Raw genomic sequence first — 25,217 nt, forward strand, 5'->3', positions numbered from 1 at the left:
CCGTCACGCGATCCGCAACACGCCTGCATGAAACGCGGCAACGGTGCGGCCGGATCGGGCAAATTTGCCGAAACGTCGCGCGGCGCGCGCGTGAAAGCACGTATGATGACGAATTGATCGGCGTCGCCGATTGTCTGCTTTGTCACCATCATGCTCGATCACCTCATCTGCGACTGCGACGGCGTGCTCGTCGACAGCGAAGTCATTGCCGACCGCGTCCTGCTCGAAACGCTGTCCGCCACGTTCCCGAACCTCGATTTCGAAGCCGCTGCCAAGTCGGCATTCGGCCAGCAGACGTCGCGCTTCCTCACCGGCATCGAATCCCGCTTCGGGATCGAGATGCCCGCGAACTTCATCGAGACCATCGAGCACAACATCGAGGTCGCGCTCGCGCAATCGCTCGCGCCGATCTCCGGCGTGCGCGACGCGCTGCTGAAGGTCACGCTGCCGGCGGCCGTGGTGTCGAACAGCCGGCTCGTGCGCGTGCGCAATTCGCTGAAGCGCGCGTCGCTCACCGAGATCTTCGGCGAGCGTGTGTTCAGTTCCGAGCAGGTGGCGCGGCCGAAGCCCTACCCCGACGTCTATCTGCATGCGGCGCACGCGCTCGGCGTCGCGCCGGAGCGGTGCATCGTCGTCGAGGACAGCGTATCGGGGCTGAATGCCGCGCGCGCGGCCGGGATGAAGACGATCGCGTTCGTCGGCGCGAGCCACATTCCCGACAACTACGCGGACGCGCTGCGCGCGATGGGCATCACGCGGATCATGCGCAAGATGGACGAACTGCCGTCGCTCGTCGAAGCCGGCATGCGCGGCGAATTCGGCGACGTGCAGTCCTGATTGTCATCCAGGCCGGGTCAGGTCGATCCGGCCCGCGACGGGTGCGCGAGCGCACCCGTTTTCCCGCCGCTCAGGCCGGTTCGCAGCAGCGCTCGCGCGCGGCCGCCAGCGCCTCGCGGAACTCGACGAGTTCCGCGATCGTCAGCATCGGCAACCCGTGCCGTTGCGCGAAACGCTCGACGTCGTCGCCGCGCGTCATCGTGCCGTCCGGATTCATCAGCTCGCACAGCACGCCGGCCGGCTTCAGGCCCGCGAGGATCGACAGGTCGACCGTGCCTTCGGTGTGACCGCGGCGCGCGAGCACGCCACCCGGTTGCGCACGCAACGGAAACACGTGGCCGGGACGCACGATGTCGTGCGGCTTCGCGCCTTCCGCGATCGCCGCGCGGATCGTCGTCACGCGATCGGCCGCCGACACGCCGGTATGCACGCCTTCGCGCGCCTCGATCGACACCGTGAACGCGGTGCCGTTGCGGCTTTCGTTGGTCTGCACCATCGGCGGCAGTTCGAGCGCGCGCACCGTGTCGTCCGTCAGGCACAGGCACACGATGCCGCTGCACTCGCGGATCAGCAGCGCCATCGTCTCGGGCGTGATGCGCTCGGCGGCGACGATCAGGTCGGCTTCGTTCTCGCGGTCGTGGTCATCCTGCAGCACGACCGCACGGCCTGCGCGCATGGCGTCGAGCGCAGCGGCGATGCGCGGCGGCACCGGTTCGGAATCCAGCAACGGGAGATCGGCAAAGGCGTCGGCCGGTGCCGACGAAAGGGACATCAAGGACATGTGAAACGCTCCTCGCAAATACGATGTGGGCGAAAAACGTTTCAGGGCATTGCAAACAGACAGAACGACAACCCGCTTCGCACGCGTGGCGAAGCGGCCCTGACGGACATGACTATCTGCACATCTTCTCTCATCCGGACTATGACCGTCGGCTCTGGCATTCGACCAGATCTGCTGACCCCGCGGATGCGCGGGCGCTCGCGGGCTCGCCGGCTTACGCCAGCCTACCGCCGGTGGGGAATTTCACCCCGCCCTGAAGACGCACTGATTGCCGGACGGGGGTACCCCATCAGCGGCGGGCCAAGCATACAACAGCTGCGCGCGACGCGCAGCGCACCACACCTAAAACCTTACTGACGACTCCGTCTAACGGCATCGTCCGAACGGCCGACCACCTGGCCGCGCTCCCGCGAGACAGCGGGAAAGCGGCCGTTCGGTCCCGCCCGTGCGGTCAGTGGGCCGCGTGCGCCGCGTCGGGCACGAGCCACCGCGGCGGCACCTCGGGGCTCACCGTCACGCGGAACGCGCGCGCTTCGCTGTCGCCCGGGTTGCGCAGGCTGTACGGCTGATCGGCATCGAACACGATCGCGTCGCCGGTCGCCAGCAACTGGCGGCGGTCATGCACGCTGACTTCCAGCGTGCCTTCGCTGACGACGAGGTTGACCGTCGTACCGGGTGCGCGGCGCGCGCCGGGCTCCGTATGCAGCGGCGCGATCCGCAATTCGTGGAATTCGGCCGCGGCCGGCTCGCCTTCCGGATACAGCGCGCGTGCCGAGAAACGGCCGTTCGAGCTGACGACGCGCGACGCGCGTTCGGCCGCCAGGTGCTCGAAGCCGTTCACCGCATGGCGGCGCAGGAACGCGGCGACCGACACTTTCAGCGCCGCGGCGATCTTGCAGAGCACCTTGATCGACGGCACGCTGCGCGCCGATTCGATCTGCGCGAGCATCGCGCGCGACACGCCGGACAGCCGCGCGAGCGCATCGAGCGACAGTTGCCGCTCGGCGCGCAAGCGCGCGAGGTTCACGCCGACGACCTGCTCGAGGACATCGAGCGACGCGGACGCGCGCAGGTCGGCAGCGTTGCCGGACTCGAAGGAAGACACGTCGCGCACGAGCGCCAGGGATGAAGACATAGCATTGCCTCCGGGCCGCTGCGCGGCCCTGCGTATGGGGTAAGCCGGGATCGGAATCGCGTTGCGCCAGCCATGGCGCGTATCGAGACGCTATCACCCGGCCTTGCACGGGCAAACGAAGTTATCTTCACACCGTTATCAGCATCGCGGAGGAATGCGTTTCTCGCGAACCTTTTCCTGCCGCTATCGCGTCGCTCACTGCGCGGCCGGCGCCGCGCCGCGTGCCGGGCCGCGCGCGTCGAGCCGCATCGCGAACCACGTGACGACGAGCGCCGCGAACGTCACCGCGACGGCAACCCACGGCAGCGCGTCGAGCGCGAAGCCGTGCTCCAACGCGAGGCCGCCGAGCCACGCACCGCCCGCGTTGCCGACGTTGAACGCGCCGATGTTCAACGTCGATGCGAGATGCGGCGCGCTTGCGGCCTTCTCGACCACGCGGGCCTGCAGCGGCGGCACCGTCGCGAACGCGGCGATCCCCCAGACGAATACGGTGACGGCGGCCGCGACCGGCAGGTGGCTCGTCTTCGCGAACACGGCCATCACGGCCATCAGCGCGACGAGGATCGCGATCAGCGACGGCATCAGCGCACGGTCGGCAAGCTTGCCGCCGAGCGTGTTGCCGATCGTCAGCCCGGCGCCGAACAGCACGAGGATCAGTGCGACCGCGCGCGGCGAGTAGCCCGACACGGTTTCCAGAATCGGCGCGATATACGTGAACACGACGAACACGCCGCCGAAGCCGAGCACCGTCATCAGCAGCGCGAGCCACACCTGCGGCTCCTTCAGCACGCGCACTTCGTGGCCGAGGCCGACCGGCCCGCTGTCGTGACGGTTCGGCACCAGCGCGGCCACGCCGCCGAGCGCCAGCACGCCGAGCGCTGCAACGATCCAGAACGACGCGCGCCAGCCGAGCAGCTGACCGACGAACGTGCCGAACGGCACGCCGAGCACGTTCGACAGCGTGAGCCCCGTGAACATCAGCGCGATCGCACTCGCGCGCTTGTCGGCCGGCACGAGCGACGCGGCGACCACCGCGCCGATCCCGAAGAACGACCCGTGCGCGAACGACGTGACGACGCGCGCGACCATCAGCATCGCGTAGCCGGACGCGGTCGCGCACAGCACGTTGCCGACGATGAAGATCGCCATCAGCAGCTGCAGCGCCGCCTTGCGCGGCATGCGGCTCGTCAGCACCGCGAGCAGCGGTGCGCCGGCCGCAACGCCGAGCGCATAGCCGGTGACGAGCAGGCCGGCCGACGGCAGCGACACGGCCAGGTCGTGCGCGACTTCGGGCAGCAGGCCCATGATGATGAACTCGGTGGTGCCGATGGCGAAGGCGCTGATCGCAAGCGCCAGTAACGGGATGGGCATGACGTTCTCCGGAAGGCGGCGGCCGCGGCGCCCGGTCGGTGCCGCACCGCACAAAAGGCAGGATGTGCGCATTGTCCCGAAGATGCCGATATTTGATAATTGGCGTGGCGTTTGAATCATTTTCAAATATTTCTGGAAAATCGCATGGATCGACTGGGCGATATCCGGCTGTTCGTCGAGGCGGCCGAACTGGGCAGCCTGTCCGCCGCCGGGCGCAAGCTGAATCTCACGCCGGCCGCCGCGAGCGCGCGCCTCGCCAAGCTCGAGGCGGCGGTCGCCACCCGGCTGTTCGACCGTTCGACCCGGCAGTTGCGGCTCACCGACGAGGGCCGCCTGTACCTGAACGGCTGCCGGCAGGCGTTGCAGGCGCTCGACGACGCAAATGCGCTGCTGCAGGCCGGCCGCAACGTCGTCGGCGGCCGGGTGCGGCTGTCGGCGACGTCCGATTTCGGCCGCCGCCGGCTGCTCGACTGGCTCGACGAATTCACCGCACGCTACCCGGACGTGACCTTCTCGCTGACGGCGTCCGACTCGACGGTGAACCTGTGGCAGGACGAGATCGACCTCGCGATCCGTTTCGCCGCGCCGCCCGACGGCGCGCTGATCGCCCGCCGGCTCGCCGCGGACCGGCGCGTGCCGTGCGCGGCGCCGTCGTTCGTCGAACGCCATGGCATGCCGCGCGATCCGAACGATCTGGCCCGCTTTCCGTGCAACGTGATCACGGTGGCGTCCGGGCCGATGAACACGTGGCGCTTCACGCGCGGCGGCGACACGCAGACCTGCACGGTGCCGCTCGCCACCGCGTTCGAGACCAACGACGGCGGCCTCGCCCGCGAGTGGGCGCTGCGCGGCCACGGCATCGTGCTGAACTCGATCTGGGATGTCGCCGACGACATCCGCGCCGGGCGGCTCAAGGTCCTGCTGCCCGACTGGCGGCACCAGAGCGCGCCGCTGCACGCGATCTATCCCGGCAAGCGCTACATGGCGCCGCGCGTGCGCGTGCTGCTCGACTTCCTTGCCGAACGCTTCGCGCGCGAGGAAGCCGCGCACGACGACCTGCTGAATGCGTGCCGCTGACGGCCGGCGCGCCGCCCTTCAAGGGTCCGAACCCGCCGATCGACGTCGCACAGCCGCAACCCGGCGCCGGCCCAGGGCAGCGCGAAAAGCTATAATGGAAGGCTTTCCCGACGGCTTTTCCTGCTCGATGCGCGCCATCCGCGTGCAGCGCACGACCGTCCCGATTCACCCTTGACGACGCCCCCAGGTCAACCACTGCGAACGGCGAATCCCCATGACCAAGAAAGTTTACGTAAAGACCTTCGGCTGCCAGATGAACGAGTACGACTCGGACAAGATGGTGGACGTGCTCAACGCCTCCGAAGGCCTCGAAAAGACCGACACGCCGGAAGACGCGGACATCATCCTGTTCAACACGTGCTCGGTGCGTGAAAAGGCGCAGGAGAAGGTGTTCTCCGATCTCGGCCGCGTGCGCGAGCTGAAGGAAGCGAAGCCCGGCCTGCTGATCGGCGTCGGCGGCTGCGTCGCGAGCCAGGAAGGCGCGTCGATCGTGTCGCGCGCCCCGTACGTCGACCTCGTGTTCGGCCCGCAAACCCTGCACCGCCTGCCGCAGATGATCGACGCGCGCCGCGAGAGCGGCCGCGCGCAGGTCGACATCTCGTTCCCCGAAATCGAAAAGTTCGACCACCTGCCGCCCGCGCGCGTCGAGGGGCCGACCGCGTTCGTGTCGATCATGGAAGGCTGCTCGAAGTACTGCAGCTACTGCGTGGTGCCGTACACGCGCGGCGATGAAGTGTCGCGCCCGCTCGACGACGTGCTGACCGAAGTGGCCGGCCTCGCCGACCAGGGCGTGCGCGAAGTCACGCTGCTCGGCCAGAACGTGAACGCGTACCGCGGCGCGCTGGCGGCCGGCTCGTCGGAAATCGCCGATTTCGCGACGCTGATCGAATACGTCGCCGACATCCCCGGCATCGAGCGGATCCGCTATACGACGTCGCATCCGAAGGAATTCACGCAGCGCCTGATCGACACCTACGCGAAGGTGCCGAAGCTCGTGAGCCACCTGCACCTGCCCGTCCAGCACGGCTCCGACCGCATCCTGATGGCGATGAAGCGCGGCTACACGGTGCTCGAATACAAGTCGGTGATCCGCAAGCTGCGCGCGATCCGCCCCGACCTGTCGCTGTCGACCGACATGATCGTCGGCTTCCCCGGCGAGACCGAGGACGATTTCGACAAGATGATGGCGCTGGTGCACGACATGAGCTACGACACGAGCTTCTCGTTCATCTACAGCCCGCGCCCCGGCACGCCGGCCGCGAACCTGCACGACGACACGCCGCGCGAAGTGAAGCTCAAACGCCTGCAACATCTGCAGGCGACCATCGAGGAGAACGTCGCGCGCATCAGCCAGTCGATGGTCGGGAAGGTCGAGCGGATCCTCGTCGAGGGCCCGTCGCGCAAGGACCCGAACGAACTCGCGGGCCGCACCGAGAACAACCGGGTCGTGAATTTCCCGGCGCCGCTCGCGTCGCACCCGCGCCTGATCGGCCAGATGATCGACGTGAAGATCAACCATGCGTACCCGCATTCGCTGCGCGGCGAACTCGTGCTCGTCAGCGACGACGCGAGCGCGGCCACCCACTAATTGACGCTCAACAGGAGCCCGACGCTACTTTGAAGACCGTCCAAGCACTGGAATTCACTGCCCCGCGCGATGACAATGCGCGCCTCGCCAATCTCTGCGGCCCGCTCGACGAGAACCTGCGGCAGATCGAACAGGCGCTCGACGTCACGCTCGCGCGGCGCGGCCACCGGATCACGATCCGCGGGCGCGGCGCCAAGCTCGCGCTCGCCGCGCTCGAAAACTTCTACAACCGTGCGCGCGATCCGCTGTCGGTCGACGACATCCAACTCGCGCTGGTCGAGGTGCGCCACACGACCGGCAACGGCCGCCAGGACACGCTCGACGTGCGCTTCCGCGGCGACCCCGACCATCCGTTCGACGAGCCCGTCGTGCAGCTCGACGCCAGCGAGCCGGACGAAGAACCCGCGCCGAAGCTGTACACGCGGCGCGCCGACCTGCGCGGCCGTACGCCCGCGCAGCGCGAGTACCTGAAGCAGATCCTGTCGCACGACGTGACGTTCGGCATCGGGCCGGCCGGTACCGGCAAGACCTACCTCGCGGTCGCCTGCGCGGTCGACGCGCTCGAGCGCGACCAGGTCAAGCGGATCGTGCTGACGCGCCCGGCCGTCGAAGCCGGCGAGCGGCTCGGCTTCCTGCCGGGCGATCTCGCGCAGAAGGTCGATCCGTACCTGCGCCCGCTGTACGACGCGCTGTACGACCTGCTCGGCTTCGACAAGACCGCGAAGATGTTCGAGCGCCAGATGATCGAGATCGCACCGCTCGCGTACATGCGCGGCCGCACGCTGAATCACGCGTTCATCATCCTCGACGAGGCGCAGAACACGACGCCCGAGCAGATGAAGATGTTCCTCACGCGGATCGGCTTCGGCTCGAAGGCCGTCGTGACCGGCGACACGAGCCAGGTCGACCTGCCGCGCGGCCACAAGAGCGGCCTCGTCGAAGCGCAGCAGGTGCTCGGCGGCGTGCGCGGCATCGCACTCACGCGCTTCACGAGCGCGGACGTCGTGCGCCACCCGCTCGTCGCACGCATCGTCGAGGCGTACGACGAGTTCCACGCGCAGCACCAGGACGGCTGACGGGCGGCGCCCGCGCGCGCTGCCCTGGCCTGCCGGCCCGGCCCGCCACACGGCGCGCCGGGCTTTTTTTCGCCCGTTCGAATTCGGGTGGGATCGGCCGTTTGGTGTATCCTCAACGCGTCCCAATCGCCGTACGCGTCATGAAATCCTCTCGTTCCCGCAAGTCCGGTCGCGCCCAGTCCGCCGCGCCCGAATCCCCCCGTCTTTCGCTGTTCGACGCGAAGGGCAAGGCCCGTACCGTCAACGCACAAGGGCTGCGGATCGACTTCCCGGACGGTCGCAGCCTGATGTTCGACCTGTCGGGCAGTTCGGGCGACGCGGCCGTCGCGATCGTCGCGCAGCACAACGACCCGGCGATGCGCGCGAAGCTCGCGCTGCAGCCCGAGCACTACGACAGCGTGACGCTGCACGTGGGCGCCGAGCTCGCGCCGCGCGAAGACGACGTCGACGACGAACCGCGCGCGCTGGAACTCGACCTGTCCGTGCAGTACGGCGACGAGATCACGAGCGAGATGCGCAAGACGCTGCCCAAGCGCAAGCTGATCGCCGAATGGATCGAGCCGGCGCTGTTCGCGAGCGCGCAGCTCACCGTGCGCTTCGTCGGCGAAGACGAAGGCCGCACGCTGAACGCCGGCTACCGCCACAAGGACTACCCGACCAACGTGCTGACCTTCGCGTACGACGCGACGCCCGACGGCACCGTGATCGGCGACCTCGTGCTGTGCTGCCCGGTCGTCGAGAAGGAAGCGCACGAACAGGGCAAGCCGCTCACGGCCCACTACGCGCACCTGCTGGTGCACGGCGCGCTGCACGCGCAGGGCTACGACCACGAGACGAGCGACGAAGACGCGGCCGAGATGGAAGCGCTCGAAGTCGACATCCTCGCGAAGCTGGGCTTCCCGAACCCCTACCAGTAAGCCTTCAGTACGATGCGCAACGCCGCGATGCTCCCGTCCGCCTACCCGCCCGCGATCGGCGACGGGCGACTGCTGACGGAAGACGAGCTCGCGGCCTCGCTCGCGCACACGATGCGCGACTGGGACGGCCGGCAGGACCTCTGGCTGTTCGGTTATGGCTCGCTGATCTGGAACCCCGGTCTGCCGACCGTCGCCGCCGTGCGCGGCAAGGTGCACGGCTACCACCGCGGGCTGTACCTGTGGTCGCGCGTGAACCGCGGCACGCCCGAACGCCCGGGCCTCGTACTCGCGCTCGATCGCGGCGGCTCGTGCTCGGGCATTGCATTCCGGCTGTCGGGCCCGACCGCGCAACCGCACCTCGAGACGCTCTGGAAGCGCGAGATGCCGATGGGGTCGTACCGGCCCGCCTGGCTGCCTTGCTCGCTCGAGAACGGCGAACGCGTGAACGCGCTCGCCTTCGTGATGCGCCGCGACGTACCGACCTATACGGGCAAGCTGTCCGACCCGATCGTGAAGGAAGTGTTCAGCTGCGCGACCGGCCGCTACGGCACGACGCTCGACTACGTGAGCCGCACGGTCGACGCGCTGCGCGCGAGCGGCATCCCCGATCGCGCACTCGAAGGGCTGCTCGCGCGATGCCGGTGACGCGACCCGACGCCCGGCTTGCCGTCACGCGAAACCGCGCTGCCCGCGCATTCGAACGAGGTTCCCGCCGATGAAACCGTCACGCTGGTCGCGCTGCAAGGTCGCCGCGCTGCTCGTCGCCGCGAGCGTCGCGCTGTCCGGCTGCGGCATCCTCGGCTGCGGCGGCGCCGCGACCAACGGTGCGGCCGCCGGCGGGTGCTCGGCCGGCATGCGCTTCTGAGCCCGCTTCCGCCCCCGTCTTCGGCGGCAATCGCATGCGGCAGATTGCCGCCGGCGCTAACCGGACGGCCGGCCGCTTCCCCGCGTCGGGCCGGCCCATCCTGCCCGGACCCGCTTTTTTGCCGCTGCTGCGCCTTCGCCCTTTTCTGAGATAGGATGGACCCGAGGACGATGTCGCGCCCGGCGCGGCCGTCCGCGAGCGGGGCCCGCGAGCAGCCCGCCCTGGCCGTACGGCCGGGGTGACACGGTCGCGTCGTGCCCTTGGTGTATCCTTGCCTACTCCGTGACAGCGCGCTCCGGCATGACCCGGGCGCACCACCATGAACGATTCGTATCCCAGTCGTAAGCTAACCGACAAACCGCAAGAAAAGCGCTCGCTGCTCGAGCGCCTGACCGACTTCATCTCGCCCGAGCCCGAATCCCGCGGCGAGTTGCTGGAAATCCTCCAGGACGCCCACGAACGCAACCTGATCGACGCCGACTCGCTGTCGATGATCGAAGGCGTGTTCCAGGTATCCGATCTGTGCGCCCGCGACATCATGGTGCCGCGCGCGCAGATGGACGCGATCAACATCGCCGACAAGCCCGAGGATTTCATCCCGTTCGTCCTCGAAAAAGCGCACTCGCGCTACCCCGTGTACGAGGAGAACCGCGACAACGTCATCGGCGTGCTGCTCGCGAAGGATCTGCTGCGTTTTTACGCCGAGGAAGAGTTCGACGTGCGCGGGATGCTGCGCCCGGCCGTGTTTATCCCGGAATCGAAGCGCCTGAACGTGCTGCTCCACGACTTCCGCGTGAACCGCAACCACCTGGCGATCGTCGTCGACGAATACGGCGGCGTCGCAGGCCTGATCACGATCGAGGACGTGCTCGAACAGATCGTCGGCGACATCGAGGACGAATACGACTTCGACGAGGAAGCCGGCAACATCATCTCGGGGCCGGACGGCCGCTTCCGCGTGCGCGCGCTCACCGAGATCGAACAGTTCAACGAGGCGTTCGGCACCGATTTCCCCGACGACGAAGTCGACACGATCGGCGGCCTGATCACCCATCATTTCGGACGCGTGCCGCACCGCGGCGAGAAGCTGCAGCTCGGCAATCTCGTGTTCGAGATCCAGCGCGGCGATGCGCGCCAGGTGCATGTGCTGCTGGTGCGCCGCAATCCGCTCGCCAGCCGTCGCGCCGAAACCTCGCACGAAGACTGACCGTTCCGCGCCAGCCGCGTTTCCTTCAACCGCTCGCCCACTTCCGCTTCACATGGACGATCCGATCCCGTCCCGCCCGGCTGGCGGCCTCCTCGCGCCGGCGCCCGGCCGCACGCTGCCGCGCTGGCACTACCCGGCCGCGCTGCTCGCCGGCGCCGCCAATACGATCAGCTTCGCACCGACGCCGCACGGCGGCTGGCTGCAACTCGTCGTATTCGTCTGGTTTTTCGCGCAGCTGACGCGCACGTCGAGCTGGCGCGGCGCCGCGCTCACCGGCGGCGCGTTCGGCTTCGGCAACTTCATCAGCGGCATCTGGTGGCTCTACATCAGCATGCACGTGTACGGCGAGATGGCCGCGCCGCTCGCGGGCGGCGCGCTCGTGCTGTTCGCGCTGTACCTGTCGCTGTATCCGGCGTTCTCGGCCGGGCTGTGGTCGTTCTGCGCGGGTCATGCGTGGCATCGCCGCACACCCGACCCGCGCCCGTTCTCGCCCACCTGGCACGGCGCGTTCGCGTTCGCGAGCGCGTGGGCTTTCGGCGAATGGCTGCGCGGCACGCTGTTCACCGGCTTCCCGTGGCTCGCCAGCGGCTACCCGCAGGTCGACGGCCCGTTCGCGGGCTTCGCGCCGGTGGTCGGCGTGTACGGGATCGCTTGGGTGCTCGCGCTGTTCGCTGCGCTGGTCGTGCAGGCGCTCGCCGCCGCACGCCCGTCGCCCGCGCGTGACCGCGGCCCCGACAGTGCGGGCGGCAATGCGCGCGTGCGCATCGCCGCGCCGGCCGGCGTGGCGGTCGCGCTCATCGCGGCCGGCCTCGGGCTGTCGCAGGTCACGTGGACTGTGCCCGCGAATGCACCGCTCACCGTGCGGCTGCTGCAAGGCAACGTGAAGCAGGACATCAAGTTCGAGCAGGAAGGCATCGACGCCGCGATCAAGATGTACCAGCAGATGATCGTCGAAAAGCCGGCCGACCTGATCGTCACGCCGGAGACCGCGATCGCGGTGATGATCCAGGAGCTGCCCGAGCCGTTCGCCGTCGCGATCCGCAAGTTCAGCGACACGACGGGTTCGGCCGTGCTGTTCGGCGCGGTCGGCGCGTCGGTGACCGAGGACGGCCACTACGTCGACTATACGAACAGCCTGTACGGCGTGACGCCGAACTCGCGCGACATCTATCACTACGACAAGCACCATCTCGTGCCCTTCGGTGAATTCATCCCGTGGGGCTTCCGGTGGTTCGTCAACCTGATGAAGATGCCGCTCGGCGATTTCGCGCGCGGCGCGCCGGTGCAGAAGCCGTTCCTCGTGCACAACCAGCCGGTGATGGCCGACATCTGCTACGAGGACTTGTTCGGCGAGGAAATCGCCGCGACGATCCGCGACAATCCGCAGCCGCCGGGCGTGCTCGTCAACGTGACGAACCTCGCGTGGTTCGGCGACACGATCGCGCTCGACCAGCACCTGCAGATCGCGCGGATGCGCTCGCTCGAAACGGGCCGGCCGATGCTGCGCTCGACCAACACGGGGATGACGGCCGCGATCGATGCGCACGGGCGCGTGCTCGGCCAGCTGAAGCCGTTCACGATCGGCTCGCTGGATGTGCGGATCGAGGGCACGAGCGGCTTCACGCCTTACGTGACGAGCGGCAACAACATCGTGCTCGCGGTGTCGTTCGTGCTGCTGGCGTTCGGCTTCACGTTCGGGCCGGGGCTGCGCCGGCGCAACGGCCGGAAGAGCGGCGACGACAAGCCCGAATGAGGCAAACGGCCGCCGCTGCGCGCGGCGGCCGATGACCGCGGCGCGGCAGGCCGCTCAGGCCTGCCGCGCCGCTCGATCCAGCCGATCCGGCTGCGCGGCCAGGCTCCGCAGGTCGCGACTCGCCGCCTCCATCACCGGTGCCCACGCACCGAACGTCGACTGCCGGTACAACGTGGCAGTCGGATACCACGGGCTGTCCGCGCGTTCGAGCATCCACGGCCAGTGCGGATTCACGTCGAGCAGCACCCAGGTGCGCGCACCGAGCGCGCCCGCCAGGTGCGCGACCGACGTGCATACGGTAATCACGAGATCCAGCGCGCCGATGAACGCGGCCGTATCGTCGAAGCTCGTCAGTTCCGCCGTGAAATCCTCGACCGCGAAGCCGGCCGCGCGTGCCGCGGCGACATCCGCGTGCGCGCCCGGCTGCAGCGAATAAAACGCGACGCCGTCGATCCCGCGAAACGCATCGGCATAGCGCTCGAGCCCGACGCGCCGGAACGGGTTGCGCTGGTGGCCCGCGCTGCCCGTCCACACGAGCCCGACCTTCAGCCGACGTTCGCCGGCGAGCCGCGCGCGCCACGCATCGCACGCATCGGAGTCGGCCCGCAGGTACGGCACCGACGACGCGAGCGTCGACGCTTCCATCCCGAGCATCAGCGGCAGGCCGATCAGCGGCACCTCGTAGTCGAACGCCGGGAGCGCATCGACACCGCCGCCCGCGCCAAAATCATCCGCGTGCGCGCCAAGGCTGCGCTGCATCAGCATGCCGACCTGCGGGAACGTATTCCACACGAGCCGGCCGCCTTCGCGATGCACGCGCTCGGCGAGCGGCGCGACGAAGCGGCAGAACTGCAGCACGTCGCCGAGGCCCTGCTCGCCCCACACCAGCAGCGTCTTGCCCGCGAGCGGCTCGCCCTGCCAGCGCGGGCCCGGCAGCGCCGGCCGGCGGCCGCGCAGCTCGCCCGCGCCGTCCCAGCGTGCCTCGTGGCCGCGCCAGCCGGCTGCGTAGTTGCCGCGCACGAGCTGGATGATCGCCAGGTTGAAACGGAACGACGCGTCGTCGGGCGCCAGCTCGCATGCGCGCGCCGCGTAGCGCTCGGCATCGTCCCAGCGCTGCGCCTCCTTCATTGCCATTGCGACGTTGTTCATCGCGAGCGCGTTGTCGGGCGCGAGGTCGGCCAGCCGCGCGGCGCACGCGAGCGCGCCGTCCAGGTCGTGCGTCGCGAGCCGCGCGACGACGAGGTTGATCCATGCCTGCACGTCTTGCGGATCGTGCTTCACGGCCGCGTCGAGCAACGCGATCTCCTCGGCGCGGTCGCCGCCCGACAGCCGCAGCGCGATCGCGAGGTTGTTGCGCAACGACGGCCGGCCGGCATCGATCGCCAGCGCCGCGCGGTACGGCGCGACGGCGTCCGCGTGGCGGCCGGCCATCTGCAGCGCATAGCCGTGATTGAAGTACGCGGTCGCGCCCGGCTGCACGCGCACCGCACACTCGGCGAGCGCGAGCGCATCGGCCGTGCGCTGCCGCGCGACGAGCGCCGTCGTGAGTTGCGCGAGCGCATCGGCATCGACCGCATGCAGATGGGCGGCGGCGGCGAGCCACAGATCGTGCGCGGCGCGCTCGCCGCGCGCCTGCGCGTCGGCGGCCTGCCCGAGCAGCGCGAGGAACGGCGGCAGCAGCGGAATGAGGAGTTCGGTCGGGTCGTCCATGCAGTCGGCGTCGGAAAGCGGTGACGCGGCTCGCATGACGCGCGCCGCAATATGCGCATCTTAACGCTCGCGCGCGGCGGCACGGCACGCGCGTCGCGACAGGCCCGCGGACGGCCGGACGGGCCGCGCCGGCCACCCGTGCGCGCCCTCCGGAAGCGGGCCGGCGGCGGCTTCGCCCGCGTTCCGGCCGCATCCGGTCGCCGATCCGGTAAAATTACGCGTTTCAGCACACTAACAAGCCGCGCCGCCGCGCGAGCCGACCCTCCGGGCCCCACCCGGAGCGCCGCCCGCAACGGAGCGCCAGCGCCACGAAGGCTCTTCATGCTTACGTTTCAGCAAATCATCCTGACGCTGCAGTCCTACTGGGACAAGCAGGGTTGCGCCCTGCTCCAGCCCATCGACATGGAAGTCGGCGCGGGCACGTCGCACGTCCACACGTTCCTGCGCGCGGTCGGCCCCGAGCCGTGGCGCGCCGCGTACGTGCAGCCGTCGCGCCGCCCGAAGGACGGCCGCTACGGCGAGAACCCGAACCGCCTGCAGCACTACTACCAGTACCAGGTCGTGCTCAAGCCGGCGCCGGAAAACATTCTCGACCTGTACCTCGGCTCGCTCGAAGCGCTCGGCTTCGACCTGAAGCAGAACGACGTGCGCTTCGTCGAGGACGACTGGGAAAACCCGACGCTCGGCGCGTGGGGCCTCGGCTGGGAAGTGTGGCTGAACGGGATGGAAGTCACGCAGTTCACGTACTTCCAGGAAGTCGGCGGCCTCGAATGCAAGCCGGTGCTCGGCGAGATCACCTACGGCCTCGAACGCCTCGCGATGTACCTGCAGAAGGTCGAGAACGTGTACGACCTCGTGTGGACCGAGTGGGAAGAGCAAGGCCCGAACGGCCCCGAGCTGCGCCGCCTGTCGTATGGCGACGTGTACCACCAGAACGAGGTCGAGCAGTCGACCTACAACTTCGAGCACGCGAACGTCGACCTGCTGTTCACGTTCTTCAACAGCTACGAAGCGGAAGCGAAGAAGATGATCGACGCGCAGCTCGCGCTGCCCGCGTACGAACTCGTGCTGAAGGCCGGCCACACGTTCAACCTGCTCGACGCGCGCGGCGCGATCTCGGTCACCGAGCGTGCGGCGTACATCGGCCGCATCCGCGCACTGTCGCGTCTCGTCGCACAGGCTTACTACGACTCGCGCGAGAAGCTCGGCTTCCCGATGCTCGGCAACCCGCCGGGCGTGCCGGGCCTCACCACCGACGCCCAGGACGCCGCGCAGCCGGCATGGGCGCCGCCGCTCAAGGTCGAACGCAAGATCGATCAGGACTGACGAGACGAGATTTATTCCAACCATGACGCACAATCATCCCGCCCCCCTGCTCGTCGAACTGCTGACCGAAGAGCTGCCGCCGAAGGCCCTCGCGCGCCTCGGCGACGCATTCGCCGAAGGTATCGCGCAACGCCTCGCGGCGCGCGACCTCGTCGAAGGCGAACTCGCATTCGAACGCTACGCCACGCCGCGCCGCCTCGCCGTCGTCATCCAGAACGTGCGCGCCGTCGCGCCTGAAAGGCAGGTCCGCGAAAAAGTCCTGCCGGTGTCGGTCGCACTCGACGCGGAAGGCAAGCCGACGGCCCCGCTCGCGAAGAAGCTCGCGGCGCTCGGCCACCCGAACCTGTCGATCGCCGATCTCGAGCGCGCGCAGGACGGCAAGGCCGAAGCGTTCTTCATCAACTATTCGGCGGCCGGCGCCACGCTCGCGGACGGCCTGCAGGCCGCGCTCGACGAAGCGCTCGCGAAGCTGCCGATCCCGAAGTTCATGACGTACCAGCGCCCGGACGGCTCCGACGTGAAGTTCGTGCGCCCGGTGCATCGCCTGACCGTGCTGCACGACGACCGCATCGTGCCCGTCACTGCGTTCGGCGTCGACGCCGGCGACACCACGCTCGGCCACCGCTTCCTGTCCGACGGCCTCGTCGCGATCCAGCATGCGCGGGCCTACGCCGACACGCTGCGCGACAAGGGCCGCGTGATCGCGCACTTCGTCGATCGCCGCGAAACGATCCGCACGCAGCTGAACGAACATGCGAACGGCGACACGGTCGTGATGCCCGAATCGCTGCTCGACGAAGTGACGTCGCTGGTCGAATGGCCGGTCGTCTACCCGTGCCGCTTCGAGGACGAATACCTGCAGGTTCCGCAGGAATGCCTGATCCTCACGATGCAGACGAACCAGAAGTATTTCGCGCTGACCGACGTCGCCGGCAAGCTGCGTTCGCGCTTCCTGATCGTGTCGAACATCGAGACGAAGACGCCGGGCGAGATCATCGAAGGCAACGAGCGCGTCGTGCGCCCGCGCCTCGCCGATGCGAAGTTCTTCTTCGAACAGGACAAGAAGAAACCGCTCGCCGACCGCGTGCCGCAACTCGCGAACGTCGTGTATCACAACAAGCTCGGTTCGGCGCTCGCGCGCGTCGAGCGCCTCGAGGCGCTGGCCGGCGAGATCGCGCCCGCGATCGGCGCCGACGCCGCCCACGCGAAGCGCGCCGCGCGCCTCGCGAAGGCCGACCTGCTGACCGACATGGTCGGCGAGTTCCCGGAACTGCAGGGCACGATGGGCACGTACTACGCGCGCCACGACGGCGAAGCCGACGACGTCGCGCTCGCGTGCGCCGAGCACTACCAGCCGCGCTTCTCGGGCGACGCGCTGCCGACCACGCCCGTGTCGACCGCCGTCGCGCTGGCCGACAAGCTCGAAACGATCGTCGGCATCTGGGGCATCGGCCTCGCGCCGACCGGCGAGAAGGATCCGTTCGCGCTGCGCCGCCACGCGCTCGGCGTGCTGCGCCTGCTGCTCGAGAAACAGCTGCCGCTCGATCTCGTGTCGCTGCTGCGCACGGCCCACGCGCGCTTCGAAGGCGTGCCGGGCGTCGCCGAGTCGACCGATGCGATCTTCGCGTTCTTCATGGATCGCCTGCGCGGCCTGCTGCGCGAGCGCGGCTATACGGCCGGTGAAATCGACGCGGTGCTGAGCCTGAACCCGACGCGCGTCGACGATCTCGTCGCCCGCCTCGACGCGGTGCGCGAATTCACGCGCCTCGCGGAAGCCGAAGCGCTCGCGGCCGCGAACAAGCGGATCTCGAACATCCTGAAGAAGTCGGAAGGCGGCGCGAACGGCACGGTGCAGCCGTCACTGCTCGTCGAAGCCGCCGAGAAGGCGCTGCACGAACAGCTCGCGGCCGTGACGCCGCACGTGCAGTCGCAGCTTGAAGCGCGTGCGTACACGGGCGCGCTGTCGGCGCTCGCCGCGCTGCGCGCACCGGTCGACACGTTCTTCAACGACGTGATGGTCAACGCGGAAGATCCCGCACTGCGCGCCAACCGGCTCGCGCTGCTGTCCGCGCTGCACCAGCAGATGAACTGCGTCGCCGACATCTCGAAGCTCGCCGCATAAGGGCCGCACGATGCCGATCAGCCCCAACCGAAAGCTCGTCGTCCTCGACCGGGACGGCGTGATCAACGTCGATTCGGATGCGTTCATCAAGACGCCCGACGAATGGATCGCGCTGCCCGGCAGTCTCGAGGCGATCGCCCGGCTCAACCACGCAGGTTATCGCGTGGTCGTCGCGACCAACCAGTCCGGCATCGGTCGCGGGCTGTTCGACATGGCCACGTTGAACGAGATGCATCTGAAGATGCATCGCGCGGCGGCCGCGGTCGGCGCGCGCATCGACGCCGTGTTCTTCTGCCCGCATACGGCCGAGGATCACTGCGACTGCCGCAAGCCGAAACCCGGCATGATGCAGATGATCGCCGAGCGCTTCGAGATCGATCCCGATCACACGCCGGTCGTCGGCGATTCGCTGCGCGACCTGCAGGCCGGCGTCGCGGTCGGCTTCAAGCCGCACCTCGTGCTGACCGGCAAGGGCAAGAAGACGCTCGCCGCGGGCAATCTGCCGCCCGGCACGAAGGTGCATGACGACCTGCGCGCGTTCGCGCTCGATTTCCTTTCACACGAACACGAGTGATGCGGCCGCCGCGCGCATCCTCCCTAACGCCAGACTTACGCCGATGCGCTTCGTCCGCTCCCTGCTGCTCCTGATCTACTTCGTCCTGTACACGGTGCCGTACGCCACCGCGTGCTTCATCGCCTTTCCGTTCATGCGCCCCGACGCGCGCTACTGGATGGCGGCCGGCTGGTGCAAGTCCACGCTGTGGGTCGTGCGCTGGCTGAACGGCATCCGCTACCGGATCGAAGGCTACGAGAACCTGCCCGACGGCCCGGCCGTGCTGCTGTCGAAGCACCAGTCCGCGTGGGAGACGCTCGCGTTTCCGGCGCTGATGCCGAAGCCGCTCTGCTACGTGTTCAAGCGCGAGCTGCTGTACGTGCCGTTCTTCGGCTGGGCGCTCGGGCTGCTGCACATGGTCAACATCAACCGCAAGGAAGGCAAGAACGCGTTCACGTCGGTGATCCGCCAGGGCAAGAAGCGCCTGTCGGAAGGCGCATGGATGATCATGTTCCCGGAAGGCACCCGCACGCCGGTCGGCAAGCAGGGCAAGTACAAGACGGGCGGCGCGCGCTTCGCGATCGAAACCGGCGCGCCCGTCGTGCCGATCGCGCACAATGCAGGTCGGGTGTGGCCGCGCAACTCGTTCACGAAATTCCCGGGCGTCGTCACCGTGTCGATCGGCAAGCCGATCCCCAGCGACGGGCTGACACCCGATGTATTGAACTCGCAGGTCGAAGCATGGATCGAAGCGGAAATGCGCCGCATCGATCCCGATTCCTATCGTCAGGCGGGCAATGCCGGCTCGCGCGATGCCGCGCGTGCCTGAAGCCCCCGGATTGCAGCCGTTGCGTACGACAAAAAGAAGCGAACTGATGAAACAGCGTCCGCGGCCACGGCCTGCCGTCGTGGCTCTCGATCATCGCCAGATGGATCTGCCGCTCTTCGACGGGCCGGCCGCCGCACCGTCGGCGCCCGCCACGCCGCCGGCGCCGCCTGAAGCCGCCCCTACGGCCCCGCCCGCTCCGGGCCCGGCCCCCGACCGTTCGCGCGTGCGCACGTTCGCGCTCGACAGCCGCGTGCTCGAATACCGGCTGAAACGTTCGGCACGCCGTACGATCGGCTTCACGATCGACGGCAGCGGGTTGTCGATCACCGCGCCGCGCTGGGTCACGCTCGCCGACATCGAAGCGGCGATCTCCGAGAAGCAACGCTGGATCTTCGCGAAACTCGCGGAGTGGAAAACGCGCACCGAACAGCGCGCGCTGCCGCAGATCGACTGGCGCGACGGCGCGCAGCTCCCGTACCTCGGCAAGACGGTGACGATCGCGCTCGGCGCAGGCGCCGTCTCGTTCGACGCCGATGCGCTGCGGCTGTCGCTGCCGCTGCCCGTGCAGGCCGACATGCAGCAGATCAAGGATCGCGTGCAGGGCTGGCTGCAGGGCGAAGCGAAACGCATCTTCGGCGAACGCCTCCCGGTCTACGCCGAAAAACTCGGCGTCACGTATTCGATGTATGCGCTGTCGTCGGCCGCGACACGCTGGGGCAGCTGTTCGAGCGACGGCAAGATCCGCCTGAACTGGCGGCTGATCCATTTTCCGATGTCGATCATCGACTACGTCGTCGCGCACGAGCTGTCGCACCTGCGCGAGATGAACCACAGCCCGGCCTTCTGGCAGACCGTCGAATCGATCTTCCCCGAGTTCCGCGAAGCGCGGCACACGCTCAAGCATCACCCGCCCGAGCTGCTGCCGTCGCTTTGACGCGATTCACGCGGCATCGCCGCCCATGAAAAAGGGCGATGCGGGTCACCCCGCATCGCCCTTTTTGCCGCCCGCGCGCATCGCACGCCGCGGCCCCTTCATCCGGCGCTCACTTCTTCTGGATGAACTCGATCTTGTAGCCGTCCGGATCCTCGACGAAGGCGATCACGGTCGTGCCGTGCTTCATCGGGCCCGCTTCGCGCGTGACCTTGCCGCCTTGCGCCTTGATCTTCTCGCACGCGGCGTACGCATCCTCGACCGCCACGGCCAGATGGCCGAAGCCGTTGCCGAGATCGTAGGACGGCGTATCCCAGTTATGGGTCAGCTCGATCACGGTGCCGGTGCTCTCGTCTTCGTAGCCGACGAACGCGAGCGTGAACTTGCCTTCCGGATAGTCCTCGCGACGCAGCAGCTTCATGCCGAGCAATTCGGTGTAGAACTTGATCGAGCGGTCGAGATCGCCGACTCGCAGCATCGTATGCAGCAAACGCATGTCTTGTACTCCTGTGGGGACTTTCCAGAACCGGGAACTCTACCAGAGTCGGGTAAAACTCGCCGGGGGCGCACGGCGCGGACGCGGCCGATACCGCGCATCGGCGCGATACGCGCAAGCACGCTCGCAACGGCGGAAAACGGCACGATCCTGCTCGCCCGGCTACCGTGCCGATCGGGTAACATCCTTCCACCTCGCACCAAAAACGGGCATGCGCTTCACCGCCCGAACGCGACCACCTACCCTTCCCAGAAGCCACACTGCCGTGCGAAACCGCCGATTCGAGCGCGCCGGACGCGCCACCCGTCCGACCTTGCCGCCGCCGTACCGATCAGGCGAGGCGCGCCGATGACCACCCTCGCCGCCGCCCCCGTGCGCCGCGCGCTCGACCTGCGCGCCGTCGGCCTGATGCTGCTGCTGTGCGCGATCTGGGGCTTCCAGCAGGTCGCGATCAAGAGCACGAATGCCGCGATCGCGCCGATGTTCCAGGCCGGGCTGCGCTCGGTGATCGCAGCAGGGCTGCTGTGGGGCTGGGCCCGCACGCGCGGCACGCCGCTGTTCCAGGCCGACGGCACGTTCGGTGCGGGCCTCGCGGCCGGTGCGCTGTTTGCCGGCGAATTCATCTGCGTGTTCTTCGGGCTCACGCTGACGAGCGCATCTCACATGGCGATCTTCCTGTACACGGCGCCGTGCTTCACCGCACTCGGCCTGCACCTGTTCGCACCGGGCGAACGGTTGCAGCGCACGCAATGGGCCGGCGTCGGTCTCGCGTTCGCCGGCATCGCGCTCGCGTTCGCGGACGGCTTCCTGAAGCCTCGCGCGCCCGGCGCATCGGTACTGGCCGGGCTGGCCGGCGACGCGCTCGGAATTCTCGGCGGCGCGATGTGGGCCGCGACGACGGTCGTCGTGCGCTCGACGGCACTCGCGCGGGCGAGCGCGAGCAAGACGCTGTTCTACCAGCTCGCGGTGTCGGCGGTCGTGCTGGTCGCACTCGCCGCGCTGTTCGGTCAGGTGTCGTTCGCGCACGTGACGCCGATCGCGGTCGCAAGCCTCGCGTACCAGTCGGTGATCGTCGCGTTCGTCAGCTACCTGTCGTGGTTCTGGCTGCTGACGCGCTACAGCGCGTCGCGGCTGTCCGTCTTCACGTTCCTGTCGCCGCTGTTCGGCGTCGCGTTCGGCGTGCTGCTGCTCGGCGAGTCGGTCGGCTGGCGCTTCATGTCCGCGGCCGCGCTCGTGCTGACCGGCATCGCGCTCGTCAACGCGCCGCCGCGCCGGCGGGCGTGACGCGCAACGAAAGGCACGCGCGCAATAAAAAAGGCCGCCCCGTCGGGCAGCCTCTTCGACACTTCCGGCCCGGCCTGCGCCGCGCGCGTCAAACGGCCTTGCGCACCGCCGCGAGCGCCTGCGCGACGCCGACGTATTCAGCCACGCTCACGTCCTCCGCGCGACGCGCGAGATCGAAGCCGAGCCCATCGAAATCGATCGTCTCGCGATAGTCGCCGAGCGTGTTGCGCAGCATCTTGCGGCGCTGCGAAAACGCGGCGGTGACGATTTCGCCGAGCAGCACGGGATCGACGGCCGGCAGTTCGTGCGGCTCGTACGGAATCATCCGGACGATCGCCGAATCGACCTTCGGCGGCGGCTGGAACGATTCCGGCGGCACGTCGAGCATCTTTTCCATGACGTAGCGGTACTGCAGCATCACCGACAGCCGCGAGAACGCCTTCGTGCCGGGCTCAGCGACCATCCGTTCGACGACTTCGTTCTGCAGCATGAAATGCTGGTCGATGACTGCATCGGCGAACGTCATCAGGTGAAACAGCAGCGGGCTGGAAATGTTGTACGGCAGGTTGCCGACGATCCGCAGCGACGGCTTGTCGCCGGGCGCCGCGAGCGAACGGAAGTCGAACGCGAGCGCGTCGCCCGCGTGCAGTTCGAGCAGCGCACCGAAGCGTTGCTGCAGGCGGCCGATCAGGTCGCGGTCGAGCTCGACCGCGTGCAGCGGCGACTCGGGCGTCGAGAGACGCTCGATCAGCGGCCCGGTCAGCGCGCCGAGCCCGGGGCCGATCTCGACCATACGCTGACCGCGCGCGGGGCCGATCGTCGACACGATCGAATCGATCACGCCGTGATCGACGAGGAAGTTCTGCCCGAAGCGCTTGCGCGCGAAGTGGCCTTGGTGCTGTCTGCTGTTCGACATCGACTGAGTAAAACGAAAAATACGACGAATGAGGTAAAGCCGGACCGCGTCAGGCCGCGCGGCGATGGCGCGCCATCGTGACGGCCGTATCGAGCGCGGCAATCATGCTGCCCGGATCGGCACGTCCCGTGCCGGCCAGGTCGAGCGCGGTGCCGTGATCGACCGACGTGCGGATGATCGGCAGCCCGAGCGTCACGTTGATGCCCTCGCCGAAGGTCGCATACTTCAGCACGGGCAGGCCCTGGTCATGGAACATCGCGAGCACGCAATCGGCGTCGGCCAGATGGCGCGGCTGAAACAGCGTGTCGGCCGGATACGGGCCGCGCGCGTCGATGCGCTGCGCGTTCGCACGGGCCAGCGCCGGCGAGATCACGTCGATTTCCTCGCGGCCGAGATAACCGTTCTCGCCCGCATGCGGGTTCAGGCCCGTCACGAGGATGCGCGGCGCGGCGAGACCGAAGTCGCGCCGCAGGTCGCGATCGATGATCGCAAGCGTCTCGACGAGACCGTCGATCGTCAGCGCGGCGGCGACATCCTTCAGCGGCAGGTGCGTCGTCGCGAGCGCGACGCGCAGCGGCTTGTCGCCGGTGCCCGCCAGCATCATCACGACGCGCGGCGTGTGCGTACGCTCTGCCAGGTATTCGGTGTGGCCGGTAAACGGCACGCCCGCATCGTTGATCGTGCTCTTCTGCAGCGGCGCGGTCACGATCGCGTCGTACCGGCCGGCCAGCGCGCCGTCGATCGCCGTGTCGAGCAGCCCGAGCACGTACCGGCCGTTCGCGGCGTCCAGCGTGCCCGCCCGCGCGGGGACGGCCAGCGCGTGGTGCGCGACCGACACCTGCGCACCGCCGGCCAGCACGGCGTGGTCGACGCCGACGGCTGCGGCGCGCGCGTCGAGCAGCGCCGCATCGCCGAGCACTGTGAAATGTGCGTCGGGCCAGCGCTGCGCCGCGTCACGCAGCGCCTGCACGGTCAGCTCCGGGCCGACCCCCGCGGGTTCGCCGGTCGTGATCGCGATCTGCAGCGCGGGCGTGGTCATCCGAAGCTCGCTCAGTTCGCCGGGGCGACGCCGCCGATCTTGTACTGAACGTACGACGAATCGCGCAGCTCGCGCAGCCAGTCGGCGTAGGCCTGCTCGGCCTTGCGCTGGCCGATCGCCTGGCGGGCGATGTCCATCTGCTGCTGCACCGACCCTTCCGCTTCGCGGCGGTTCAGCACCTGGATCAGGTGATAGCCGTACTCGGTACGAATCGGCTGGCTGATCTGGCCGTCCTGCAGGTTGTTCATCGCACGCTCGAATTCCGGCACGGTCTCGCCCGGGCTGATCCAGCCGAGATCGCCGCCCTGCGACGCCGACCCGTCCTGCGAGTAGGTGCGCGCGAACTTCGCGAAATCGCCGCCGGCCTCGACCTGGTTGCGGATGTCGGCCAGTTGCTGACGCGCCTGGCCTTCCGACTTGCCTTCACCGACGCGCAGCAGGATGTGGCGCACGTGCGTCTGGACGATCTTCGGCGCGGCGGCGGTCGCGCCCTGGCTCTGGCGGCGGTCGACGAGACGCACGATCTCGAAGCCGTCCGGCACGCGGATCAGCGTCGGGTTGACCTGGCCCGGGCGCAGCTTCGATGCGGCGTCGACGACTTCGGCCGGCAGCGCGCTCGGCGCCTTGAAACCGAGGTCGCCGCCCTTCTTCGCGTCGTTCGCTTCCGAGTTGTTCTTCGCGAGGCGCTCGAAATCGGCGCCCGACTTCGCCTGCTGCAGCAGCGCGTCGGCCTTCTTCTGCGCGGCCTCGATGTCAGCCTGCGGCGCGTTGGTCGGCGCCTTGACGAAGATGTGCTGGAAGCGCAGGTCCTGCTGCTGCGACGCGTTCGGCCCGCGCTGGCTCGCGATGTAGTTCGCGACTTCGGCGTCCGACACGGTGATCTTGCCGTCGACCTCGCGCTCGCGCAGCTTCGACAGCATCAGCTCGGTACGTGCATCGCTCGTGAAGATGCTCCAGGGCACGCCTTGCGCCTCGAGACGCGCACGGTACTGCTCGAGCGTCATCCCGTTCGCCTGCGCGAGACGCTGCAGCGTGGACTGCACGGTCGCGTCGTCGATGCGGATCCCGTCGTCCTTCGCCTTCTGCACCTGGATGCGCTCGAGCACCATCTGGTTCAGCACCTGTGCGCGCAGCTGGTCGGTCGGCGGCACGGGCGCGTTCTGCTGCTGCAGCCGGCGCGCGATCAGGCCGGCGCGCTGGTCGAGTTCGCGGCCCGTGATCACGTCGTTGTTGACGACCGCGACGACTTCGTCGGCGAGCTGCGCACCTGGCGAACCGAGCGCCTGCGCCGCGGCCGGCGCGGCGGCGAGCAGCGCGGCGGACGCGGCGAGGCTGGACACGACTGCCGCGAAACGAAGGTTTTTCTTCATTGCCACTGAAACTCCATTGAAATCGTGCTGACCG

At 68.5% G+C, this 25,217-nt stretch carries 23 protein-coding genes and 1 riboswitch; of the genes, 15 read left to right on the forward strand and 8 right to left on the reverse strand.

Features of this window, described 5'->3' with window-relative positions; all coding sequences use genetic code 11:
• Nucleotides 1-150 precede the first annotated feature (150 nt).
• Nucleotides 151-837, forward strand: a complete 687-nt coding sequence (locus HWX87_RS27845) for an HAD family hydrolase (protein WP_176050286.1) — start codon at nucleotides 151-153, stop codon at nucleotides 835-837.
• Between the two features lie 70 nt (nucleotides 838-907).
• Here the strand turns inward: HWX87_RS27845 and ribB are convergent, their stop codons facing one another.
• The 3 genes from ribB to HWX87_RS27860 all read right to left on the reverse strand — a co-directional run bounded on the left by ribB (nucleotide 908) and on the right by HWX87_RS27860 (nucleotide 4,124).
• On the reverse strand, nucleotides 908-1,618 hold the full coding sequence (ribB, locus tag HWX87_RS27850; RefSeq protein ID WP_176050287.1) for a 3,4-dihydroxy-2-butanone-4-phosphate synthase: 711 nt from the start codon (nucleotides 1,616-1,618) through the stop codon (nucleotides 908-910).
• A 118-nt stretch (nucleotides 1,619-1,736) separates the two neighbouring features.
• Nucleotides 1,737-1,883, reverse strand: a riboswitch (FMN riboswitch).
• Nucleotides 1,884-2,069: 186 nt separating this feature from the next.
• Nucleotides 2,070-2,753, reverse strand: coding sequence for an XRE family transcriptional regulator (locus HWX87_RS27855; protein ID WP_176050288.1), 684 nt, complete (start codon nucleotides 2,751-2,753; stop codon nucleotides 2,070-2,072).
• Nucleotides 2,754-2,948: 195 nt separating this feature from the next.
• Nucleotides 2,949-4,124 (reverse strand): MFS transporter, encoded by a 1,176-nt coding sequence (locus tag HWX87_RS27860; RefSeq protein ID WP_176050289.1) that lies wholly within the window; start codon nucleotides 4,122-4,124, stop codon nucleotides 2,949-2,951.
• Nucleotides 4,125-4,268: 144 nt separating this feature from the next.
• Between HWX87_RS27860 and HWX87_RS27865 the strand changes: the two genes are divergently transcribed.
• The 8 genes from HWX87_RS27865 (at nucleotide 4,269) to lnt (ending at nucleotide 12,607) form a co-directional block, all read left to right on the forward strand.
• Nucleotides 4,269-5,201, forward strand: a complete 933-nt coding sequence (locus HWX87_RS27865) for a LysR family transcriptional regulator (protein WP_176050290.1) — start codon at nucleotides 4,269-4,271, stop codon at nucleotides 5,199-5,201.
• Nucleotides 5,202-5,415: 214 nt separating this feature from the next.
• On the forward strand, nucleotides 5,416-6,789 hold the full coding sequence (miaB, locus tag HWX87_RS27870; RefSeq protein ID WP_176050291.1) for a tRNA (N6-isopentenyl adenosine(37)-C2)-methylthiotransferase MiaB: 1,374 nt from the start codon (nucleotides 5,416-5,418) through the stop codon (nucleotides 6,787-6,789).
• A gap of 29 nt (nucleotides 6,790-6,818) precedes the next feature.
• The gene (locus tag HWX87_RS27875; protein WP_034189029.1) at nucleotides 6,819-7,865 is read left to right on the forward strand and encodes a PhoH family protein; all 1,047 of its coding nucleotides are present in this window, start codon (nucleotides 6,819-6,821) and stop codon (nucleotides 7,863-7,865) included.
• A gap of 140 nt (nucleotides 7,866-8,005) precedes the next feature.
• On the forward strand, nucleotides 8,006-8,782 hold the full coding sequence (gene ybeY, locus HWX87_RS27880) for an rRNA maturation RNase YbeY (protein ID WP_176050292.1): 777 nt from the start codon (nucleotides 8,006-8,008) through the stop codon (nucleotides 8,780-8,782).
• Between the two features lie 12 nt (nucleotides 8,783-8,794).
• The gene (locus HWX87_RS27885; RefSeq protein ID WP_176050293.1) at nucleotides 8,795-9,427 is read left to right on the forward strand and encodes a gamma-glutamylcyclotransferase; all 633 of its coding nucleotides are present in this window, start codon (nucleotides 8,795-8,797) and stop codon (nucleotides 9,425-9,427) included.
• A gap of 70 nt (nucleotides 9,428-9,497) precedes the next feature.
• Nucleotides 9,498-9,647, forward strand: a complete 150-nt coding sequence (locus HWX87_RS27890; RefSeq protein WP_167361875.1) for a hypothetical protein — start codon at nucleotides 9,498-9,500, stop codon at nucleotides 9,645-9,647.
• A 319-nt stretch (nucleotides 9,648-9,966) separates the two neighbouring features.
• The gene (locus tag HWX87_RS27895) at nucleotides 9,967-10,854 is read left to right on the forward strand and encodes a transporter associated domain-containing protein (protein WP_176050294.1); all 888 of its coding nucleotides are present in this window, start codon (nucleotides 9,967-9,969) and stop codon (nucleotides 10,852-10,854) included.
• Nucleotides 10,855-10,906: 52 nt separating this feature from the next.
• On the forward strand, nucleotides 10,907-12,607 hold the full coding sequence (gene lnt, locus HWX87_RS27900) for an apolipoprotein N-acyltransferase (RefSeq protein WP_176050295.1): 1,701 nt from the start codon (nucleotides 10,907-10,909) through the stop codon (nucleotides 12,605-12,607).
• 54 nt (nucleotides 12,608-12,661) lie between these two features.
• Here the strand turns inward: lnt and HWX87_RS27905 are convergent, their stop codons facing one another.
• Nucleotides 12,662-14,317, reverse strand: a complete 1,656-nt coding sequence (locus HWX87_RS27905) for a tetratricopeptide repeat protein (RefSeq protein WP_176050296.1) — start codon at nucleotides 14,315-14,317, stop codon at nucleotides 12,662-12,664.
• 321 nt (nucleotides 14,318-14,638) lie between these two features.
• Between HWX87_RS27905 and glyQ the strand changes: the two genes are divergently transcribed.
• The 5 genes from glyQ to HWX87_RS27930 are packed head-to-tail and all read left to right on the forward strand — an operon-like array spanning nucleotide 14,639 to nucleotide 20,081.
• Entirely contained in the window at nucleotides 14,639-15,643 is a 1,005-nt protein-coding gene (gene glyQ, locus HWX87_RS27910; RefSeq protein ID WP_006477868.1) for a glycine--tRNA ligase subunit alpha, read from the forward strand.
• Between the two features lie 22 nt (nucleotides 15,644-15,665).
• Nucleotides 15,666-17,765, forward strand: a complete 2,100-nt coding sequence (gene glyS, locus HWX87_RS27915; protein WP_176050297.1) for a glycine--tRNA ligase subunit beta — start codon at nucleotides 15,666-15,668, stop codon at nucleotides 17,763-17,765.
• Nucleotides 17,766-17,775: 10 nt separating this feature from the next.
• Complete coding sequence (gene gmhB / locus HWX87_RS27920; protein ID WP_176050298.1) at nucleotides 17,776-18,339, forward strand: D-glycero-beta-D-manno-heptose 1,7-bisphosphate 7-phosphatase; 564 nt, start codon at nucleotides 17,776-17,778, stop codon at nucleotides 18,337-18,339.
• Nucleotides 18,340-18,382: 43 nt separating this feature from the next.
• Entirely contained in the window at nucleotides 18,383-19,147 is a 765-nt protein-coding gene (locus HWX87_RS27925) for a lysophospholipid acyltransferase family protein (RefSeq protein WP_176050299.1), read from the forward strand.
• A 46-nt stretch (nucleotides 19,148-19,193) separates the two neighbouring features.
• On the forward strand, nucleotides 19,194-20,081 hold the full coding sequence (locus HWX87_RS27930; RefSeq protein ID WP_176050300.1) for a SprT family zinc-dependent metalloprotease: 888 nt from the start codon (nucleotides 19,194-19,196) through the stop codon (nucleotides 20,079-20,081).
• A gap of 109 nt (nucleotides 20,082-20,190) precedes the next feature.
• On the opposite strand, the gene gloA is transcribed toward HWX87_RS27930, so the two are convergent.
• On the reverse strand, nucleotides 20,191-20,574 hold the full coding sequence (gloA, locus tag HWX87_RS27935) for a lactoylglutathione lyase (protein ID WP_124453625.1): 384 nt from the start codon (nucleotides 20,572-20,574) through the stop codon (nucleotides 20,191-20,193).
• A gap of 348 nt (nucleotides 20,575-20,922) precedes the next feature.
• Between gloA and HWX87_RS27940 the strand changes: the two genes are divergently transcribed.
• A complete protein-coding gene (locus tag HWX87_RS27940) occupies nucleotides 20,923-21,858 on the forward strand; it encodes a DMT family transporter (protein ID WP_176050301.1) in 936 nt (311 codons plus the stop codon).
• Between the two features lie 88 nt (nucleotides 21,859-21,946).
• Here the strand turns inward: HWX87_RS27940 and rsmA are convergent, their stop codons facing one another.
• Genes rsmA through HWX87_RS27955 form a run of 3 tightly spaced genes read right to left on the reverse strand, consistent with a single transcriptional unit; the run spans nucleotide 21,947 to nucleotide 25,183 of the window.
• On the reverse strand, nucleotides 21,947-22,774 hold the full coding sequence (gene rsmA, locus HWX87_RS27945) for a 16S rRNA (adenine(1518)-N(6)/adenine(1519)-N(6))-dimethyltransferase RsmA (RefSeq protein WP_176050302.1): 828 nt from the start codon (nucleotides 22,772-22,774) through the stop codon (nucleotides 21,947-21,949).
• A gap of 49 nt (nucleotides 22,775-22,823) precedes the next feature.
• The gene (gene pdxA, locus HWX87_RS27950; RefSeq protein ID WP_176050303.1) at nucleotides 22,824-23,813 is read right to left on the reverse strand and encodes a 4-hydroxythreonine-4-phosphate dehydrogenase PdxA; all 990 of its coding nucleotides are present in this window, start codon (nucleotides 23,811-23,813) and stop codon (nucleotides 22,824-22,826) included.
• A gap of 11 nt (nucleotides 23,814-23,824) precedes the next feature.
• Nucleotides 23,825-25,183 carry a peptidylprolyl isomerase gene (locus HWX87_RS27955; RefSeq protein WP_176050304.1) on the reverse strand — a complete coding sequence of 453 codons (1,359 nt, stop codon included), beginning with the start codon at nucleotides 25,181-25,183 and terminating at the stop codon, nucleotides 23,825-23,827.
• Between the last annotated feature and the right edge of the window lie 34 nt (nucleotides 25,184-25,217).

The sequence above is a fragment of the Burkholderia sp. BCC1644 genome, from assembly GCF_902833225.1.
Classification (GTDB): domain Bacteria; phylum Pseudomonadota; class Gammaproteobacteria; order Burkholderiales; family Burkholderiaceae; genus Burkholderia.